Genomic DNA, 19228 nt, shown 5'->3' on the forward strand with positions numbered 1-19228 from the left:
GGTCTGCCCGACGGGTAGGGGCGATCCTGACCCGAGCGTTGGAGAAACGGGCGGGTTCAGGGGCCGATGCCGCCGCGGCGGTAGAAGAGGACCTGCTCCAGGAAGAGGTAGAGCCGTTCGATCTCGTCGGCCAGCGTCAGGTGATCGGCGACGCCAACGCCCTCGAACGGCGACACGAGCCGGGCCGCCCGGTACAACTGCTCCTGGTGCGTTTCGTCGAGAGCTCGCCGCAGGCGGTCCGGGGTCAGGCCCACCGTGTAGGCCTCGCCGAGCGCGCCCTCGCCGGCCGCGGTCCGCGCGACGAGACGGACGGAGGGATCCAGATCTCCGCTGTCGAGCGTCTCCTCGGTGGCGGCCGGGTCCGCCGTGTCGTTGGTGGCGGCCGGGTCCGGCTCTTCCACGCCGGCCGGCACCGCCTCGACCACGTTTCCGGGGTGCCACTGCGGCGCCCGCCGTCCCGTCCGGATGTCCCTGCCATACCGGTTCGCCAGCAGGACCGGCACCAGCACCGGCGCGGGCAGCCCGGCGATGTCCTGCCAGTACGGGGACCGGTAAGGCTCCAGCAGGTAGGGAAGTTCGTCGGTGTCCAGCGCCAGCACCGTGTCCGCCAGGATCGCGCCGCCATCCCGGGACATGGCCTGCCCCAGCCGGTGCGCGAGCGCCCGCCGGATGATCGCCACCTGCTCGACCTGCAACGCCTGCAACAGCTGTAGTGACGTCTCGCCGCGCAGCCCGACGCGCAGCGCGCCGTACCGCCGGTACGGGTCGGCGGCGCGCAGATCCGCGGGCCCGGCCACACTGCCACTCCCGGTCGACCGGCCGAAGAACCGCTGACGCGCGATCCGCTCGGCCGCGCCCAGCGACACCGGCCGCGGCGGGTTCGCGCGAGGCACGTCGAAGCTGACGGCGGCGGCGAGGATGCTCAGCGCGAGCGCGAGCCCGCCGAGGGCCAGGTCAAACTGCGGCGGCACGTCGCTGTCGGTGAACAGCCGCGTCAGGACGGCGAATATGGCGAAGGCCAGCGGCACCGCCGCCGCGACGAGCGACCGTCGGCGCCAGCGACTCCGGCGGTACTCGTCGGCCGCCCGCTGCAACTCGTCAAGTTCGATCCGCTCCCGCTCCCGCCGGGCCTCGGCGATGCGCCCGACCAGCCGGTCCCGCTCGGCGGGCCAGCGGTGACCCAGCTCGGCGAAGCGCCGGGCGGCGTGCTCGGCGTCATCCTGCCGGGCCACCGCGCTGGCGGCACCGGTGATCGAGTCGGCGGCCACAGCTCGCGACCAGCCGAGTTCGCCCAGCCGCTCGTACGCGCCGGAGTAGTCGCGCCGGTCCTCCCCGACGTCCGGCCCGCCCTGCCGGTGCACCAGCCCGAGCAGCTGCTCGGCGAAGGAGTCGGCGTCACGGTAGACGACGACGTCGTCGTACACGCCGCCCAGCAGGTGCAGGACGTCCTCACTGGCGTACCCGATGACGACCAGCACGGCCCGGTCGAGCCGGCCGGTGTCGCCGGTCGACGAGGACCGCGCCCGGATGTCGTCCTCGGCCCGCTCGGCCTCCTCGAGATAGAACGACGCCTCCCGGATGCGGACGAGCAGTCCGCCGGTCCCTTCGAGCGCCACGGCGTACTGGAATCCGGGCTCCGGGTCGCGCACCAGCGGCCCGAGGCGCCAGAGTGCCCGCCGCACCGACGCCTCGACCTGGGCGCGCTCGTAGCGCACCACCTTGTCCGGCACGGCTGTCACGTCGATCTCGTACTGTCCCGGTCCGAGCCGGTCGAACGACTGCCAGGCGAGCTGCAACAGTGACCGCGGGTTGCCGCCGCTGATCACCAGCAACTTCCGCACCGCGTCCTCGGTGAACGGCTGGGGTGCGTGGTAGCCGGCCGGCGCCTGCGGGCCGTAGGCGGCGAGCACGTAGAGCCCGAGCAGTTCCAGCGCCTGCCCTGGCTGTAGCGCGGTACACGCGATGTCGTTGACGCCGAAGCGCTGCCGCAGGTCGTCCGGCAGCATCCGCCAGATCTCGTCGTTGGCCGCGACCACCAACATGCCGCCGAGGTCGGGCACGGCCTCGACCAGCGAGTGCAGGAAGCTCGCGCTGTCGGCGACCATCCTGCCGTCCGGCTGGGCCAGGAACTTCTCGGCCTGGTCCAGGATCAGGGTCAGCGGCCGGCCGGCCCGGGTGCAGATCAGCGTGAGCAGTTGCAGGCCGTACCGGCACTGGTCGGGCGAGTCGAGCAGTCCGGAGAGGCCGAGCTGGCGCAGTTCGGGATCGGTGAGCTGCCGCCCCTGCAACCACCGGTACGCCGCCTCCTTGAGCTCTGGCTCCAGCAGGTAGGTAAGCGCCCGCTGGAAGTCCAGCTCCCCGGTGACGACGGTGCGCAGCCGGTCGGCCTGCGCCTGCAACAGCAGGCCCCGCTCCAACACGTGGTCGCTGAACATCGTCAGCAGCGTCGCCGGATCATCGCGCAGTTGTTTCTCGACCGCCCCGGCCGGCGCCGGCCCGGCTGCCGCACTCAACGAGCCGAGGAAGCGCAGTGCGAGATCGGTCAGCTCGTCGATGGAGAGCTGCGCCATCAGCCGGCGGTAGGCGTTCACCGCGTTGGGGCTACCGAGCTTGACGTACAACGGCAGCACCCGCGGCTGCCGCACCTCGGTCGCCGCCAGGCCGACGGCGGCCCGGATCGCGTGCGTCTTGCCGGCACCGTGCGGGCCGTGGACGAACGCCACCTGCCCCTCGACGCGCTCACCCGCCTCGAACGACTCCCGGTAGCGGTGCGCCAGGCCGGTCAGCCGGCGGACCGGTTCCACGGTCAGGGTCGGGACGGACCGCGCCCAGGACCGGTACGACTCGACGAACGAGCCCTCCTCGATGGCCGTGGTCGCCTGCACGGGGAACGGGTTGAGCGACGGCAGGCCCTCAGCCATCGTGGTCGTCCTCGCCGCGCGGCGCGTTGCCGCCCCACTCCACCACGGACTCGATCCAGTCGGCCGTGATGTGCAGCTCGCGGGCGTCCGGCCAGCGCTCGCTGCCCCTGGTGGTCTTGAGTTTGCCCTCCATGAGCCAGCCCAGCCACTTGATCGCGCTGCCCGCCGGCAGCCGGCGCTGGCCGAGGACGTCGCGCACGCCGGCCAGCTCGAACGGGCACTCGGCCGGCCCCGCGGCGGCCCGCCACCGGTTCTCGGTGATCTGTTCGATGTCCTCGGCGGGCAGCGGCGGCAGATGCAGGTGCAGGGCCCACTGCTGCCATTCCGAGCGTTCGGCGAGACGCTTGGCGGAAGCGGTGTCCGCGGTGCGGTATTCGTCCCGGGTCACGATGACGACGGCCGGCACGTGCCGGAACACCACGGCCATCGTGTCCATGAACCCGTCGTCCTGCACGCCGTCGACGAGCAGCCCGAGGTGCATGCGCGGCCTGACGTCCTGCATGACGTAGGCCAGGTGGTCCGCCTGGGCCTGCAGGCCGAGTTCGGTCATCCCGTCGTCGATGTCGGGTATCTCGGCCTTCAGTTCCTGCCGGCGGTCCCGGTGCCGGCGCATGACGGCGTTGCGGACCGCCTGGATCACCCGGTGGGTACGGGCCAGGCTGTCGTGGTCCTTCCGGCCGAAGCACTCGAGATGGAGGTCGTCGATACCGTGCATCTCGCGGTACAACTTCGTGATCAGGTACGCCAGCGTGGTGCGGCCGGCGCCGCTGCGTCCCGACAGCAGGAACGCCGTCGAGCCGTCGCCGGGGGCCTCCCGGGCGATGTGTTCCCGGATGGTCTCCATCGGCGGCAGGACGGCGAGGGTCAGGAACAGGTTCTGGTCCGTGTCACGGCTCGGGTCGATCGGCCGGTTGACGTAAGGGTTCCCGTTCGCCAGACCGTAGCGTCGGTAGTCGACCGACCCGCTCATGCCTCGGCCCTGGGTCCGCCGAACAGGCTCAGGTAGTCGCCAAGCCGGGCGGCTTCCGCCTCGAAACGCGAGGTGGCGAAGAGCGGTCGCAGCTGCGGCACGCGCTGGTGGTGCGGCGCCACCGCCCGGTACAACAGGCGACCGTCGTCCGGCCCGAAGCGATTGACCATAGCATCCTCGGCGAACGCCAGCCGGTCCCCGTAGAGCTGCTCCAGCACCACCAGCACCCGGGGCTCGCGTACGACGGCCAGGAACAGCCTGGGGGCCTGTACCCGCAGGATGGCGAGCCGCGCCACCAGGTCGGCGTCGAGTTCGGCCAGGTCGGCGTTGCCGGCCAGGATCGAGTTGGTCACCGCGAGGAAGTTGAGCACCCGTTTGATCTTGCGCGGATTCGGCAGCAGGCAGGACTCCAGCAGCGTCCCGTGCGCGTCCAGCAGCTCTGCGGGGGCACAGGTCGCGAGGAGGTCGCGCACCGACCGGCTGTCCAACGGCAGCAGGTACAGCGGAAGCTGGATCATCTTCTCCAGGTACTCGTCGCCCAGGTCCACCAGCCCGTCCTGGTCGAAGCCGAGCCCCTGGTACTTGACGGAGATGCCCCGGTCCACGAGTTCCTTGGAGATCGCCATCAGTACGAAGACGCCGGGCACGTCGAGGAAGAGCTTGACCGACTCGAGCAGGTCGATGATCTGGTCGGGTTCGCACCTGTCGATGTCGTCGATGAAGAACACCGCCTGCACGCCCTGGCCCTTGAGCGCGGCCAGCTCGTCGCGCAACGTGTCGCGCAGGGTCCGCAGCTCGCTGGCGACCTGGCCGCGCTCTCTGACGTAGCGCTCCTTCGCGGCGTCGAACCGCTCGATCGAGACCTGGCCCAGCGTGACCGTGCTCAGCAGCAGGTCGGCGGTCAGTGAGCCGATCATCGAGGTGACCCTGAGAGCCGTCTCGGCGAACCGCTTCCGGCGGTCGGCGAGGATCGTGTCACGGAACGCGTGCAACAGCGGGATGAGCATGTTGGGCTCGCCGCGGTGCACCCACGGGTTGAAGTGCACCCGGAGGAACGCGTCCGGCGCCTCGGTCGCCAGCCGCTCGTCGACCATGGTGAGCACGCTGGACTTGCCGCTGCCCCAGGCGCCGAGCACGCCCACCGTGAACGGCGTGTGGCTGTCGGGGTTGGTGAGCAGCGAGACCAGCGGGTCGACGTACCGGTCGAACCGGAGTCGATCGTCCGGACCGGACACGGGCGCGTCGGAGAGCACGGCGAGGCTGGTCATGGGTCTCCCGGTGCGGCGGCGGACAGCTGCGACTCCGGCGCGGACGGGGAGGTGGACAGGTCGATGCGGACGGACGCATCGCCACCACCCGACGCGACGGCATCGTCACCATAGAGGAACCACGATCTGGATGGAATTGGCCCAAACGGAGGAGACCGGCACAGCGAGCGTCGGATCGTCCGCCCACTGGATGTCCTCGCCGCACCACCGGTGGGCGCCAGGTGCACTCGGCCGACAGATCGGCGACCGCGTCGAACGGAGGTCCCGTGGCCACCGGCGTGGGCGGAGCACCGTCGAACAAATCGAGACCCGCCACGTGACTTTGGTCATCGGCCACTGTGGTCCAGCGGGCACTCTCGCGCCGACGAAACATCATATGATCGGCGAAGGTCGATCAGTGACTACACGGGGGATCTGATGGAGTCAACTCTGCCTGTCTACCACCTGGCGTAGTCCATGATCAATGGATGTCGTTCGGCATCCAGGAAGGAGCCAGGTGGCTACCGGTATCAACCCATGGAAGCGCAGGTTGGCGGCCCCTGTCGTCGCCCTCCTGCTGGCGTCCGGCGTCGGCCTTCTGGGCGCGACTCCCGCGCTCGCGAACAACTCCGGGCCGGCCGCATTCACCGACGGCGACGAACGCCGAACCAGCACGCCCGCCGAGAAAGGCAAATCGGACCGATACCTGGTCCGGCTCGCCGAACCGCCGGTGGCAGCGTATTCCGGCGGTGTGGACGCGCTGCCCGCCACCCGCCCGAAGGCCGGCGAGAGGCTCGCCGCGCAATCGGACGCGGCACGCAGGTACCGTGACCACCTCGCCGCCACCCGCTCGGCGGTGCTGTCCACTATGGATGCTCGCGCCGACCAGACGTACACGACCGCGTTCAACGGCTTTTCGGCGTCGCTGTCGCCGGCACAGGTCGCCGCGCTGCGCGCGGACCAACGGGTCGCGGCGGTCACCGAACAACGCACGGTCGAGGCGCACTCCACGACCCCGACCAGCGCCTGGCGACAGCCGTCGACCAGCACCTGGGGACAGCGGCCGACCGGCCGGGCCGGCTCCGCCGTGCTCCGCGACACCGTCGGCGCGACCACCGGAAGGCCGGGGCAGGCCCCGGTCGCCCTCGCCGCCCCCGGCACCGGCGCCGGTGTCGTGATCGGCGTCATCGACTCCGGCATCTGGCCGGAGAGCGCGTCGTTCGCCAGGACGATGTCGGCACCTCCCGGCTGGCAGGGGACCTGCCAGACCGGCAACCAGTTCCCCGCGTCCGCCTGCAACGGCAAGATCCTCGGCGCCCGGCACTTCGCCACCGACTATCTCGCCCGGTACGGCACGCTGCCGACCAACGAGGTGCTCTCGGCCCGGGACATGCTCGGGCACGGTTCGCACACCGCCTCGACCGCGGCCGGTGTACCCGTATCCAACACGGTGGTCGACGGCCGCGACCTCGGCCCCATCGCGGGGGTGGCGCCGGACGCGCACATCGCGGTGTACAAGGCCCTGTGGGACGGCACCGGCACGGACGCCGACATCATCGCGGCGATCGACGCCGCGGTCGCCGACGGCGTGCAGGTGATCAACTATTCCGTCGGTTACACCGGCGGCGACTTCGTCCCCAACGACGCCATCGGCAACGCGTTCCTCAACGCCTACCTGGCCGGGGTGTTCGTGGCCGCCTCCGCCGGCAACGACGGCAAGTCCGGCACCATCAGCAACACCTACCCGTGGGTGACCACCGTCGGTGCGGCGATCAGCAACGCCAACGAGGCCACCATCGCGCTCGGCGGCGGTGCGAGCATCGTGGGTACCTCGGTGGACTCGCTGCCGAGCGGGTCCAGGTCGTTGGTCTACGCCGGCCAGGCGTCGACGGACGGCACGACCAGCTGCCAGCCGGGCTCGCTCGACGCCACGAAGGTGCAGGGCAAGGTCGTCGCCTGCAACTACAGCGACAAGTTCGCCGCCGTCGACGAGGTGCGGGCCAAGGGCGGCGCCGCGGTGATCCTCTTCGGCGACGTGGAGGTCAAGCGGATCAACAACCTGTACGGCTTCCCGACGGTGACGCTCTGGACCCGCCAGCAGGCCGGTCCGCTCCTCACCCATCTCCAGCGGCGGCCGACCACCGGCACCGTCACGCTCTCCACCGGCGGCAACGGCTCCAGCCTGCCCGGCGTGCCGTCCGTGGTCAACTTCTCCTCCTGGGGGCCGGACCAGGTCCACACCGGGCTCCAGAAGCCCGACCTGGCGGCCCGGGGCACCGACGTGGTCGCCGCCGTGGCGCCACCCGGCAACAACAACCGCAACTTCGACGTGTACTCGGGCACCTCGATGGCCGCGCCGCACGTCGCCGGGATGGCCGCCATCCTGAAGGGTCTGCACGCCAACTGGTCGCCCGGCACCATCGCGTCGGCACTGCGTACCACCGCGACCGACACGGTCGGCACCAGCAGCCCCCTCAAGCAGGGCAGCGGGATGCCGGACCCGACCCGCGCCAACGACCCCGGCCTGGCCGTGGTGCCGTCGGCGACCGAGCTGACCGCGTTCCGGGACGCCGCGACACCCGACGGCAAGGAACTCAACCTGCCGTCGATCGCACTCCGGGAGTACGACGGGACGAACACGGTCACGGTGAACCGCAGGTTCACCAACGTCGGTAGCACGCAGGAGACCTACCAGGCCAGCGTCTCCGGCCTGACGGGGATGTCGGTCACCATGAACCCGTCGAGCTTCACCGTGAGTCCCGGCAACTCGGTCACCGTCGCGATCACCGTCAACCGCGGCTCGGCGCCCTTCGACCGGTACGCCGCGGGCGCCATCACCTGGGCCAGCCCGACGCACTCGGTACGGATGACCGTGTCGACCAGGCCGTGGGGCTTCAACCCGAGGACGGACGACGACAGCGACTCGCTCGCGCAGTTCGGCTGGCACGGCTCGTTCGGCGAGAAACTGTTCCAGCCGGGGTTCACCGGGTCGGTGACCACCCGCACCACCGGCTACCGGGCGGTCTCGTGGAGCAGCGCCAGCCTGTCCACGGCGTACCCGTCGACCTTCTTCGACTCGCAGGGGGACAACATCCGGTCGCACAGCATCACCGTGCCGACCGGGTCGGCGGGCCTGGTCGTCCAGACGACGAGCACCGGCGCCGCCAACCTCGACCTGTACGTGTACCGGAACGGCAGGCTGATCAGCCACAGCCTCGACTACTGGAGCAGCAACGAACGGAGCGTGCTGTATCTGCCGGAGGCCGGCGCGTACACGGCGTACGTGCACGCGCAGCGGGGCGCGACGGCGGGTGGGACGGCCAACTACCAGTTCGCCGCCACGGTCCTGGCCCGCAACGGCAGCTACACCGGTGCGACGGTGCAGCTCACCGACGCGGGAGGCACCCCGACCACGAGCTTCACCCGGGGGAACTACTACACCGTCCGGCTGACGCCGACCGGCACCCTGCCCAACGTCGAACACTGGGCGTACACGGAGTTCACCACCGGTGGGAAGGTCGTCTCCGGGCCGCTGATCAGCTCGCGATGACCATCACCTGACGGACGACCGGCGAGGTGCCGGGCTGGACGATCCTGCCCTCGCCGGTCGCGTCCGTCAGTGATCTGTCATTCCTTCAGCCTCGACTGTGCCAGCGGGCGCCGGTCCTCGACCTCGTCAAGAGTCGGCTGAGGACCGGCGTCCAGCGCGTCACCGAGGATCCGGCGCCATAGACTGTGCAACTGCCGAGAATGCCCACGGGCGCAGACGCAGACCGACGAGGAGCAGTCGCGATTCGTGGCCGGCGGGGAGGGCTGAGAACCATCGAGATGGTGCCAGAGGCGCGACGTGCCACGTCGGTGGTCGTGCACCGCGAGCTGCTCTACCGGACGGTGCCGGGTTTTCGCCCCTTGGCGCTCGACCTGCATGTGCCCGAGGGGGTGACCGACCCACCCCTGGTGGTCTACGTCCACGGCGGCGCGTTCCGGGAGGGCCACCGCGCCTGGTTGCCGCCCGTCCTCGCGGATGCCGACATCTTCGACTGGCTGCCCCGGCAGGGCTTCGCCGTGGCGTCCGTCGACTATCGGCTCAGCGGGGAGGCGCTCTGGCCCGCCTGCGTCGACGACGTACTGGCGGCACTGCACTGGCTGCGCGACAGTGTCGCCGGGTTCGGCGTCGACCCGACCAGGGTGGCGGTGTGGGGCGAGTCGGCCGGCGGTTACCTCGCGGTGATGGCCGGACTGGTTACGGCCGACCTGGCGCGACCTGACTCGCCCGGACCCCTCGCTTCGCCCCCCGCCCGCGGTCGCGGGGGCCCGGACGGGGAGGCGGAGACGGCGCCAGCGGCACCGGTACGCGGGATCGTCGACTGGTACGGCCCCACCGACTTCGCCACGATGGCCGCGCAGGGGGCACCGTGGACCGACGAGCCGGACTCTCCGGAGTCCCAGTTGCTCGGCGCGCCGGTGCAGAGCGTTCCGGAGCTGGCGCGCCGGGCCAGCCCGTGTACCTGGGTCACCGCCGCGAGTCCGCCGCTGCTGGTCATGCACGGCACGGCCGACCAGCTCGTCCCGTTCGGCCAGGCGCGGCAGTTGGCGCGGGCGTACTCGGACGCCGGCGCGCATGTCGAGCTGATCGCCGTGCCGGGCGGGACGCACGTGTTCGACGGTACGCCGGCGGAGCAGGTCACCGAGCCGGTCCTGTCGTTCCTGCGATCGGTGCTGGGATAGGCGGCGACGACCGGGACGACCGGGCGACGCGGAGCAGGTGGGCATACCATGTGCGCAGATCAGACGGCCCAGGGACGGAGCGCGTTCGGTGTCAGTCGAGGACCGGCTACGTGCCATCTTCATCGAGGTGTTCCAGCTCGCCGGCACCAGCGAGGCCGACGAACTCGATCGCCGGTCCGACGACCGGTGGGACTCGTTCCACCACATGGCGCTGATGGCCGCGATCGAGGACGGGTTCGGCGTGGAACTCGATCCGGAGCAGATGTTCCGGGTCGAGAACCTGGAGTCGGCGGCCGTCGTGCTGCGTGAGGTGGACGCGGGGGCGCCCTGAGGGACGCGTCCCGCGCGGTTCATCGGGGTACGTCGACCGCCGTCGTGTCGCGGCAGGCTTCGACCAGAAGGTCCTCGAACGCGCGCAGGAACCGCTCCATCTCCTGCGCCGGCAGATATCGGGTGTCGGCGCTCAACGAAATGCTGGGCACGGCGGACGGTCCGGACACCCGCAGCGAGAAGCTGCACTGCATCCACCCCGGGTCGCGCTGCCAACCGAACGTCGACAGGGCCGTGGCACGCCAGACGTCGGCGTCGCGGACGGGCGCGGTGCCATCGCCGTACGGCAGTGGCTTCGGCGCGTCGTCGGTCGCCGGCTTGCTGGTGACCGTCCAGACAGGCGGCCCGTCGAAGCGGCTGTCGTTGAAGTAGCAGTCGGCATGCCCCGTGCCGCCCGTTCCGCGCTGCAGCTCGTCGATGGCCCGGTCGAGCTCGCCCTGGTCGTAGTAGGCGTGCCAGTGTGCCCGCAGGGCAGCGCGTTCCGTTTCCGCCAGCAGGTCCACGAACCCGGTGTCGGCGGGGAGGTCGAGGACGAACAGTCCCAACTGACACAGGTGCGTGACGATTTCCCGGTGTCCCGGCCAGAACCGGTTGTCCGTGATCATCCGCAGATGGCAGCGACGTTGCCCGGTCCATCTGCCGAGCAGCGCGGCGCAGGCCGCCTGGTACACCGTGGAATCGGTGACACCGTGCCGCGTGGCGAGGATCCGGGCGCCCGCTCCGACCGCGGGTGACGTCAACACGGCGCTGCGGAACGGCGGTCTCTGCGGCGGCCCCGCGTCGACGAACATCGGTGACCGGATCCGGCGGGACTCCGTGATCCAGTATTCCACCGACGTGGCCGAGCGGCGCCTGGCCGCCGCCTCTTGCTGGCGCCGGGCGAGATCGAGCGGCTGCGGGCCCGGCGCCGACAGTGGCTCGCCAGCGAGCAGCGCGGTCAGGTCAGCGCAGACGATGAACACGGCCTGCATGTCCACCGCGACGTGGCAGAGGACAAGCAGTATCTCCCGGACGGTGCCGTTGGCGGTGTTCAGGACGACCCGCACCGGGAGGTCACCCGCGGGGTAGTCGAATGGGGCGGCTCGGCACGGCTCGACCAGTCTGTGCGGGTCGGCCGCGGCGAACTCCGCCACCTCCAGCGGCAGCGTGCCGGCCCGCTCCACGACCTGCCGCGGCTCGCCGTCCGCGACCAGGATCCGGGTACGCAGCGCCTCATGCCGGTCGAGCAGCCGACCGACCGCGCCGGCCACGGTTCCGACGTCCGCCGGGACGTCGGGGGGCACCGGTACCGACACGCAGACGTTGTAATGTCCCGGCAGGTTGCGCTCGATCGCGTGCCAGATGCCGCGCTGGCCCCAGGTCAACGGGGCCTCTCCACTTCGGACACCGGAAAACGTGGCGACCGTCGGCTCGCCGTCCATCGGTCAGTCCGAGGGCGTGCGGCGCGGGTGCGCTCGCCGTCGCTGATACTGAGTGCGGGCCGGCATGGCGTACGACGCTACATCGTTGTACGCCGATGCGGCAAGCGGTCGCGTCGGCGGTTGACGGGCCCTTCGCCCCGTCCCTAGCATCGGCGTGACCGTGGGTTTCCCGCTCCGCCCGACCCGAGGGACGAGCATGACCGACTTTGTGCCGGGCGTGTAATGCCCGACCGGTACCGCCTCGACGGCCCGCCCGGTGATCGGATCTTCGTTGCGGTGAGTCTGCCCGAGCGGCCCGCGGGTGACGATGTCGTGGTGATCTGCCCGCCCGTTCTCACCGACGCGCTGGTGACCTGTCGCAGTGAGGTGCTGCTCGGCCGGGCGCTCGCCGCCCGAGGCGTGACAGCCGTACGCCCGCACTACCGGGGCACCGGGCACAGTGAGGGCGATCAGCGGGAGGTCACCTTCGAGAGCATGGTGTCCGACGTGACCCGGGTCGCGGCGGAGTTCGTCGGCCAGACCGGCGGTGCCCGGGTCGCCTTCGTCGGCACCCGGATCGGTGCGCTGGTTGCCGCCGAGGCGGCGCGGCGCAGTGCCTGCGCCCTGCTGCTCTGGGAACCCACGCACGAACCCGAGTCGTTCTTCCGGGAGGCGTTCCGGGCCTCGTTCGTGCGAGCCGCCGGCGCCACCCGACGGGAACGGGTGAAGGCCAGCGACCTGTTCGCGCGGCTGCGCGCCGGCCAGGACGTCGACGTGCTGGGGCACGTCGTCACCGCGCGGCTCTATGCCAGCCTGACCGGCCGGTCACTGCGCGGATCGCTCCGCGCCACGGTCCTTCCGACGCTGCTGCTCGATCTCACCGGGACCGCGGTCGGCCACGAGCGGCTGCGGATGCTGGCCGGCGAGCTGACGGCGGCGGGGGGCGCGGTGGACACCGGCACCGAGCCGACCCGGCTGAACTGGTGGCTACTGGACCACGACTGGCCGGTACCGGATCGTCTCGTGGCGCGGTCGACCGGCTGGCTGGCCGACCGGCTGGCGCGGCGGGTGGCGTGACGGTGCCGCAGGTGCCGCCGACGCAGCACAGTGGAGTCGTCGAGGAGTTCTGTCTTCTCGACGGTGGCCCGTACCCGCTGTTCTCGGTGTTGTCGGTGCCGGCCGACTGGTCCGGCGGGACCGGGGTGCTGCTGCTGCCCGGCGCCGGCATCTCCTCGGTCGGAAACGCACGCGTCTGGGTGGACGTCGCGCGCGAGCTGGCCGCCCACGGCAGTCTGGCGCTACGGCTCGACGTCCACGGCGTCGGCGAGAGTGGCGGCACGGCGGACCCGGCCGACCCGCTCCGACCGCCCACCGCCGATGCCTGCGCGGCAGCGCGGCGGGTCCGCGAGCGCGGCGGCACCGATCTGGTGATCGTCGGCGAGTGTTTCGGGGCCCGAACCGCGCTCGACTGTGTCGGCCGGGTCGACGGGCTGCGTGGTCTCGTCCTACTCGTCCCGCCGTTGGGCACCGCCCGACCGGGCACACCCGGGTACGCGGCCGAGACCGTCGACCTGCTCGACAAGCTGGAGGCCGCCGTCCGCTCGGGCGTCCGTGTCGTCGTGGCGTACGGTCCGGACGACACCGACCGGGAGCCCTTCCTGTCGGCGGTGACGGAGCGATTCGGCACCGGTTTCCCACGTGCCCTACCGGCTCTGCTGATTCACTCGGCGACGACGAAGATACACGGAATCGCCAGTGTCGAGGCGCGGATGGCGGTGGGGGAGCTTGTGGTCGAGGCGGTGGCGTCGTCGGTGCCGCCCACTCCCCCGAGCGCGCGTTCTTGACACGCATTGACCGCTGCTGATGGTTGCCTGGCGCGCTCGGGTCTGCCTATTCTGAGGGCTCGCAGGTTTTCGGCACGTACGGGGGTACATCATGGTTGGCACCCGCGTTCCTGCGCGGAACACAAACCAGTGCCAAGCAGAGTGTGTGAACGGCCGTGGGCATGCTTTCCTCGACTGAGATCCGGGAGGCGATCCAGGCCAGCGCAGGTCGACAACAGGAGTTGTTCGAGGAGGCGCGCCGCGTCCGCGACGAGCACTTCGGGAAGACCGTGATCCTGCGCGGTGTAGTGGAAATCACCAACGTCTGCCGGGTCGACTGTGACTACTGTCCCATGCGGCGCGGCAACGCCCGCTACAACGACCGCTACGTGATGACCAGCGAGGACATCCTCAGTCGTGCCCGCGAGATACACGCCGCCGGTATTGACGTCATTCTCTTGCAGGGTGGGGAAACGCCACGGACACTCGCCGCGGTGACGAAGGCGATCCCGGCCATCAGGGAACTCTACGACAACCGCGTCGAGATCCTGCTCAACCTGGGAAACCTGGCCCGGGCCGAGTACGCCCGACTGCGGCGCGCCGGCGCGACGAGCTATATCCTCAAACACGAGACCAGCGACCCCCGGCTACACCTCCAGATTCGCAAGGAGACTCTCGATTCACGGCTGCGTTGCATGCGGGACCTGCTGGACCTCGGCTTCAAGGTCGGCACCGGGCTCATCTCGGACCTGCCGGGACAGAGCCTCGACAGCATCGTCCAGGACATCGAGCTGGCCGGCCAACTCGGCGTCCACATGTGCAGTGTGAGCCCGTTCGTGCCCGCCCCGGACACACCGCTCGCGGACGCGCCGGCCGGCTCGCTCGACCTCGCCCTCAACGTCATCGCCTGCCTGCGGATCTGCTATCCGCACCTGCTCGTTCCGTCGGTGAGCGCGCTGGAGAAGGCGGACGCGGGCGGACAGTCGCGGGGCCTCGCCGCCGGCGCCAACGTGCTGACCGTCAACTTCACCGGCGACGCGGACCGTGGACGCTATCTCATCTACGGCAGGCAGCGGTACATCGTCCGGTTGCAGCACGTCCGGGACATCGTGGCCGGGGCCGGGTTGCGCACCCGCGGCTCGGTCTTCCTGCCCACCGGCGCCGGCCGCCGAGGGTGAACGGACACCCGATGAGCAGCGGCCGTCGGGACCTGGCCGTCCGCGTTCTCGACCGTGCGGCGCAGCGCACCGAACTGCTGCCCGAGGTCGACCGCCTGCGCGACCGGCTCGATACGGTCGGCGTACGGGCGGGCGACGTGGTGGCGTTGGAGGGTCTGCACGGCGGCGACGTACTGGTGGCCGCGCTTGCCGCCTGGCTGCTGGACGCGGTGCCGATGCCGTGCCGCAGTTGCCCGGACACCCCGGTCGGTCAGCGCGCCTTCCGACTCGGCACCGACCTGTGCGCCCCGCCACCGGCTCCGGGCCCACCGCCGGACGGGCTCGCCAGCACCGCCGTGTTACATCTCAGCTCCGGCAGCACCGATCGGCCGAAGATCGTCAAGCGCGGCGTGCCGAGCGTGCTGACGGAGTCCGATGGCTACGTCACCGGCCTGTCGCTCGATCCCACTCACCGGGTGCTCGTGCCGGTTCCGCTCACCCACTCGTACGGCTGGGGTGTCGCGATGAGCGCCATGCTCGGCGGCTGCGCGGTCGACGCCGCCCCGATGGTCCGACCCTCCACGGTGGCCAGGAAGATCGACAGCGGTGCGGCCACCGTGGTGGCGCTGACCGCACCGCTGGCCCGGCTACTTGCCGACACACCGCGCCGTCCCGGCTCGGGAGTGCTGCGCCGCGCCATCGTCGGTGCCGGGCAGGTCGGTGACGAGCTGGACGCGGCCTTCGCCAGCCGGTTCGGTGTGCACCTGACCCGTGGCTACGGCAGCACGGAGACCGGCGGGACGTTCATCGGAGACCGGGGCATCGGGCGGCCCGTCGCCGGGGTCGAGATCCTGCACCCGCCCCCTGGCGTACGTGGAGAGCTGCGGCTGCGCCTGGCCGCGCCGGTCGAGGGCTATCTGGGGGCAGCGACACCGCCGAGTCGGGAGTGGCGCACCGGTGACCTCGTGCACCGCGACGGCGAGGTGGTGCACTTCGTCGAACGGCTCCGGCCGGCACTGCGGGTCAACGGGCGGTTCGTCGACGCATACCACCTCGAACGCCTGCTGCGCGGTGTTCCCGGCGTCGAGGCGGTGTATCTGCTGGCGATGGCCGACCCGACGGCCCCGGAGATCGAGACTCTGTACGCCATGGTCGCCGGCACCGGGGCGAGCGGTGCCGACATCGACGCCCACCTCGCGGAGCTGCCGGACGGTGTCCCGGCTCCCCGGGTGGTGCGCTGCGCCAGGCTGCCGCGCGACGCCGTCGGCAAGCCCGACCGGGAGCGGATCGCCGCGCTGGTTCGGGGAGGAGCTGCCGGATGAGCCCGGACGACGCGCGGCTGCGCGCATGCGAACACCTGGTCGCCACGGCGGTGGTGGACGCCCTGGCCGGCGAAGGGACTGCCCGGGTCTCGGTTGCCGCGCTACTCGCCGACGCCGAGCTCCGGTCCACCGACTTCGCCCTGCTGGGGCTGGGTTCACTCGACTGGATGCAGGTGGCGACCCGGCTGGAATCGGAGACCGGCGTCGAGCTCGACGACGAGGTGCTGACGGACCCGGGGCGCCGCTGCCTGCTGGGCTGGTCGGGTTGCCTCTTCACGGCCGGAGCCCTGGTCGGCACGGCGTGACCCACGGATCGACGGACAGCGTGCGACACTGCGTGGCGGCAGCCACGCAGGGCACCTCCGCCAACGGCTTCTCCAGCGACGAAAGGGTGCGCCAACCGCCATGTCGAATCGCGGAACCGACAGCCACACGACCGAGGCCCACCTGCCGGACCTGGTCTCCGCGGCCGTGGCGCTGGCCGTCGAACTGGACTTTCCGAACTCGTGTCGGATCGAGCAGGGCCGCCTGCTGCACGCGCTGGCGGCCGGTGCGAGCGGACGGATCGGCGAGACCGGCACGGGGTGCGGGGTGGGACTCGCCTGGCTGGTCTCCGGTGCGCGCCCAGGGGTGCGGGTGGTCAGTGTCGAGCGCGACGCGGAACGCGCCGAGCGGGCCGGCAAGCTCTTCGCGGAGATGCCCGACGTGACGATCATCCGCGCCGACTGGACGGCCATCAACGACCACGGTCCGTTCGACCTGCTGGTGGTCGACGGCGGCGGCAACGGCAAGAAGGGTGGTGCCGTCGACCCGGAGCGGATGCTCACCCCGGGCGGTGTGCTCGTCATCGACGACTTCACCCCGCTTCGCGAATGGCCGCCGACGCACGAGGGCGCACCCGACCGGGCCCGGTTGTCCTGGCTGGAGCATCCGGCGCTGCTGGCCACCGAGATACGGCTGGCCCCGGACTTGTCGACGGTCGTCGCGGTGCGGCGGCCCTGATGTCCCGGGTCGACGTCGCCACCGTGGTCGGGCTGCTCGAACGGCTGCGTGACGCCGCGCCGGGCGCCGCCGGTCAACACGTCGACAGCGGTTCTCCTCCACCGCGACCCGCGTCGCCGGGAGCCGCCGAGCCGGTCGCGCGGGCCATTCTGGCAACCCTCGGATACCAGGTGAGCGACGGCCCGATCCACAGCCCGCAGGGGCGGTCCTGCGGGATGTTCTCCCGACGCCTGGCGCATGTGCGGATCGACCTCACGGCGCGCGATCCGGCCGACCACCCGGCCGCGGTCGTCTGTCACGAGGCGGCGCACTGCGTCGACGAGGGCCCGTACGACTTCGACCACCCCTGGCCGAAGACCGCCGAGCAGCGGGACCAGGCGGTACGCGCCCAGCTCGTGGCGTGCCTGAGCAGTCACCTGTTCGTGCGCGGCGAGCTGGGTGTCGAGCCTGGCCCGGGACAGCTCGCCCTGGCCGGCCACATGGTGCGGGCCCTGGTCGACGGCTCCGGCCTGGCGCCCGGCGACGCCCACGAGATCGCCGGCCGGGTCGAGGCGGTGACCCGGACGCTACGGGCGGCGCTGTCCGCCCCGCCCTGGGTCGAGAGGCCGACCCGAGAGGTGGCGGTCGACCGGGGGCGCGGCGTCATGTGGCTCTCCATCGGCCCGGCGGCCGGCACCGCACCGCCGCCCTCGGCCCCGGCGGCGTTGGCGGCGACACTGAGCCGGCGGGCGCAGCGCAGGTTCGCCGACGATCCACGCTTCACCACGGAGCTGGACCGGTCCCGACCGGTCGCCGCGACGACCGACTGACTGACTGCCGGTCCGCCGCACCGCCGGCAGTGCGATGCCTGGACAAGTCGTGAAAGATATACATAACATAGACGTCCGACAGTGTCTTTGGCTGGCACGACGACGGGGGCGTGCGATGGCTGTGACAGCACAGGTCCACCACGACCAGGTCCGGCAGCGGATGGACGGATTCGGTTTCTGTCAGGCCTTCCAACGCGCCAATCTGCTGCGCGGCTCCGAAGGGCTCTCGCCCGAGCAGTGCCGCGAGATTCTGGACCTGTTCTTTCGCGCCGACGTGGGTGCCGGGCTGTCGATCCTGCGGCTGGGCATCGGCTCCACCACCGCGGGGCAGGAGGGGCCCATGCGATCCATCGCGCCGACCGATCCGGGCGGGCCGGACAAGCCGCTGAAGTACGAGTGGGACGGCGACGACCACGGGCAGGTGTGGCTGGCGCAGCAGGCCGTACGGTACGGCGTACGGCGGTTCTTCGCCAATGCGTGGAGCGCGCCGGGGTACATGCTGCACAACGGCAGCGATGTCGGGGACGGCGTGGTCCGCGGGATGCCCGGCACCTCCCCCGAGGACGGTGACTGGCGCGCGACGTACGCCGAATACCTCCTGCAGTACGTGCGGTTCTACCGCGAGTGCGGTGTCGAAATCACCGATCTCGGTTTCGCCAACGAGCCCGATCTGCTCCTCAACATGCCGGACCATGTCGTGCATTACGCATTGATGCGGTTGGAGCCGCACCACGTCGTCGACTTCGTCAAGGTGTTGGGCCCGGCCATCGAAAGGTCCGGCCTGCCGCTGTCGCTGGTCAGTTGCGACGCGATGACCTGGCAGCAGCAGGCGGCCTACACCGCGGCGGTGGAGGCCGACCCGGAGGCGGCCCGCTGGGTCGACATACACGCCGGTCACAACTACCGGACCCGCGCCCGCTGGCCGTTGCCGACGAAACGGCAAACCTGGATGTCGGAGTGGGACCCGGACGTCAACCTGCGGGTGGGCGTGTGGAACGACCGGTGGGACAGCGACCGGCGGTGTGACGGCATCCGGCTCGCCGAGGACATCAACGACGCGCTCACCATGGCCGAGGTCGGCGGCTACCTGTACTGGTTCGGCATCTCGACGGGTCCGACCCGGGCGCTGATCCAGGCCGACGGCACCGACTACCACGTCTCGAAGCGGTTCTGGGCGGTCGCCGCGTACAGCCGCTTCATCCGGCCGGGGGCGCACCGGATCGACGCCGAGGTGTCCGGGGCCGACACGGTGAAGGTGTCGGCGTTCCAGAACCCCGACGGTGGAACGATCGTCAACCTGCTGAACCTCGACACCACCCCGATCGACGTCGGCCTGGACCTCGGCGCAACGGACCCGGCGACGCTGCGCACGTGGTTGACCGACGAGAGCCACGATCTCGCGGCCACCGGTACCCGGCCGGCGTCCACGGCGCTACCACTGCCGCCCCGGTCGCTGACCACCGTCCTGCTTGAAGCGGAGCCCGCAGGCCGGGACCGGCGCCCGGGTCCGACTCGGTGA

15 protein-coding genes are annotated in these 19228 nt (G+C 71.1%); 11 read left to right on the forward strand and 4 right to left on the reverse strand.

Translation table 11 applies throughout. From position 1 onward, the window contains the following. Nucleotides 1-56: 56 nt before the first annotated feature. The 3 genes from O7626_RS19070 to O7626_RS19080 are packed head-to-tail and all read right to left on the reverse strand — an operon-like array spanning nt 57 to nt 5159. Complete coding sequence (locus tag O7626_RS19070; protein WP_278062517.1) at nt 57-2921, reverse strand: hypothetical protein; 2865 nt, start codon at nt 2919-2921, stop codon at nt 57-59. Then, nucleotides 2914-3891 (reverse strand): hypothetical protein, encoded by a 978-nt coding sequence (locus O7626_RS19075; protein WP_278062518.1) that lies wholly within the window; start codon nt 3889-3891, stop codon nt 2914-2916. The genes O7626_RS19070 and O7626_RS19075 overlap by 8 nt, the downstream gene beginning before the upstream one ends. Further along, nucleotides 3888-5159 (reverse strand): P-loop NTPase fold protein, encoded by a 1272-nt coding sequence (locus tag O7626_RS19080; RefSeq protein WP_278062519.1) that lies wholly within the window; start codon nt 5157-5159, stop codon nt 3888-3890. The genes O7626_RS19075 and O7626_RS19080 overlap by 4 nt, the downstream gene beginning before the upstream one ends. Before the next feature lie 496 nt (nt 5160-5655). Here O7626_RS19080 and O7626_RS19085 point away from each other — a divergent pair, with 496 nt between their 5' ends. From O7626_RS19085 to O7626_RS19095, 3 genes are all read left to right on the forward strand, one after another. Beyond that, nucleotides 5656-8688, forward strand: a complete 3033-nt coding sequence (locus O7626_RS19085) for a S8 family serine peptidase (RefSeq protein ID WP_278062520.1) — start codon at nt 5656-5658, stop codon at nt 8686-8688. Nucleotides 8689-8969: 281 nt separating this feature from the next. After that, nucleotides 8970-9866, forward strand: a complete 897-nt coding sequence (locus O7626_RS19090; RefSeq protein WP_278062521.1) for an alpha/beta hydrolase — start codon at nt 8970-8972, stop codon at nt 9864-9866. Between the two features lie 88 nt (nt 9867-9954). Further along, entirely contained in the window at nt 9955-10197 is a 243-nt protein-coding gene (locus O7626_RS19095) for an acyl carrier protein (protein ID WP_278062522.1), read from the forward strand. A 19-nt stretch (nt 10198-10216) separates the two neighbouring features. Here O7626_RS19095 and O7626_RS19100 read toward each other — a convergent pair whose 3' ends face one another. Continuing rightward, nucleotides 10217-11560, reverse strand: a complete 1344-nt coding sequence (locus tag O7626_RS19100) for a condensation domain-containing protein (protein WP_278062523.1) — start codon at nt 11558-11560, stop codon at nt 10217-10219. A 333-nt stretch (nt 11561-11893) separates the two neighbouring features. Between O7626_RS19100 and O7626_RS19105 the strand changes: the two genes are divergently transcribed. From O7626_RS19105 to O7626_RS19140, 8 genes are all read left to right on the forward strand, one after another. Further along, nucleotides 11894-12673 carry a hypothetical protein gene (locus tag O7626_RS19105; RefSeq protein WP_278062524.1) on the forward strand — a complete coding sequence of 260 codons (780 nt, stop codon included), beginning with the start codon at nt 11894-11896 and terminating at the stop codon, nt 12671-12673. After that, nucleotides 12670-13440: a hypothetical protein gene (locus O7626_RS19110; protein ID WP_278062525.1), complete on the forward strand. Its 771-nt coding sequence runs from the start codon at nt 12670-12672 to the stop codon at nt 13438-13440. The genes O7626_RS19105 and O7626_RS19110 overlap by 4 nt, the downstream gene beginning before the upstream one ends. A 161-nt stretch (nt 13441-13601) precedes the next feature. Next, complete coding sequence (locus tag O7626_RS19115; RefSeq protein WP_278062526.1) at nt 13602-14597, forward strand: radical SAM protein; 996 nt, start codon at nt 13602-13604, stop codon at nt 14595-14597. 11 nt (nt 14598-14608) lie between these two features. Further along, on the forward strand, nt 14609-15898 hold the full coding sequence (locus O7626_RS19120) for an AMP-binding protein (protein ID WP_278062527.1): 1290 nt from the start codon (nt 14609-14611) through the stop codon (nt 15896-15898). Continuing rightward, entirely contained in the window at nt 15895-16203 is a 309-nt protein-coding gene (locus tag O7626_RS19125; protein ID WP_278062528.1) for an acyl carrier protein, read from the forward strand. Before O7626_RS19120 ends, O7626_RS19125 begins: the two co-directional genes overlap by 4 nt. Nucleotides 16204-16303: 100 nt before the next feature. Beyond that, on the forward strand, nt 16304-16900 hold the full coding sequence (locus O7626_RS19130) for a class I SAM-dependent methyltransferase (protein WP_278062529.1): 597 nt from the start codon (nt 16304-16306) through the stop codon (nt 16898-16900). After that, nucleotides 16900-17709 (forward strand): hypothetical protein, encoded by an 810-nt coding sequence (locus tag O7626_RS19135; protein ID WP_278062530.1) that lies wholly within the window; start codon nt 16900-16902, stop codon nt 17707-17709. The genes O7626_RS19130 and O7626_RS19135 overlap by 1 nt, the downstream gene beginning before the upstream one ends. Nucleotides 17710-17743: 34 nt before the next feature. After that, nucleotides 17744-19228, forward strand: a complete 1485-nt coding sequence (locus O7626_RS19140; RefSeq protein WP_278062531.1) for a glycoside hydrolase family 30 beta sandwich domain-containing protein — start codon at nt 17744-17746, stop codon at nt 19226-19228.

This window comes from Micromonospora sp. WMMD1102 (assembly GCF_029626265.1).
Taxonomy (GTDB): domain Bacteria; phylum Actinomycetota; class Actinomycetes; order Mycobacteriales; family Micromonosporaceae; genus Plantactinospora.

What these genes read in the sequence shown, in the direction of transcription:
- O7626_RS19070 (WP_278062517.1), bottom strand. Translation starts at nt 2,921, where the DNA reads ATGGCTGAGGGCCTGCCGTCGCTCAACCCGTTCCCCGTGCAGGCGACC.
- O7626_RS19075 (WP_278062518.1), bottom strand. Translation starts at nt 3,891, where the DNA reads ATGAGCGGGTCGGTCGACTACCGACGCTACGGTCTGGCGAACGGGAAC.
- O7626_RS19115 (WP_278062526.1), top strand. Translation starts at nt 13,602, where the DNA reads ATGCTTTCCTCGACTGAGATCCGGGAGGCGATCCAGGCCAGCGCAGGT.
- O7626_RS19120 (WP_278062527.1), top strand. Translation starts at nt 14,609, where the DNA reads ATGAGCAGCGGCCGTCGGGACCTGGCCGTCCGCGTTCTCGACCGTGCG.
- O7626_RS19135 (WP_278062530.1), top strand. Translation starts at nt 16,900, where the DNA reads ATGTCCCGGGTCGACGTCGCCACCGTGGTCGGGCTGCTCGAACGGCTG.
- O7626_RS19140 (WP_278062531.1), top strand. Translation starts at nt 17,744, where the DNA reads ATGCCTGGACAAGTCGTGAAAGATATACATAACATAGACGTCCGACAG.
- O7626_RS19130 (WP_278062529.1), top strand. Translation starts at nt 16,304, where the DNA reads ATGTCGAATCGCGGAACCGACAGCCACACGACCGAGGCCCACCTGCCG.
- O7626_RS19080 (WP_278062519.1), bottom strand. Translation starts at nt 5,159, where the DNA reads ATGACCAGCCTCGCCGTGCTCTCCGACGCGCCCGTGTCCGGTCCGGAC.
- O7626_RS19125 (WP_278062528.1), top strand. Translation starts at nt 15,895, where the DNA reads ATGAGCCCGGACGACGCGCGGCTGCGCGCATGCGAACACCTGGTCGCC.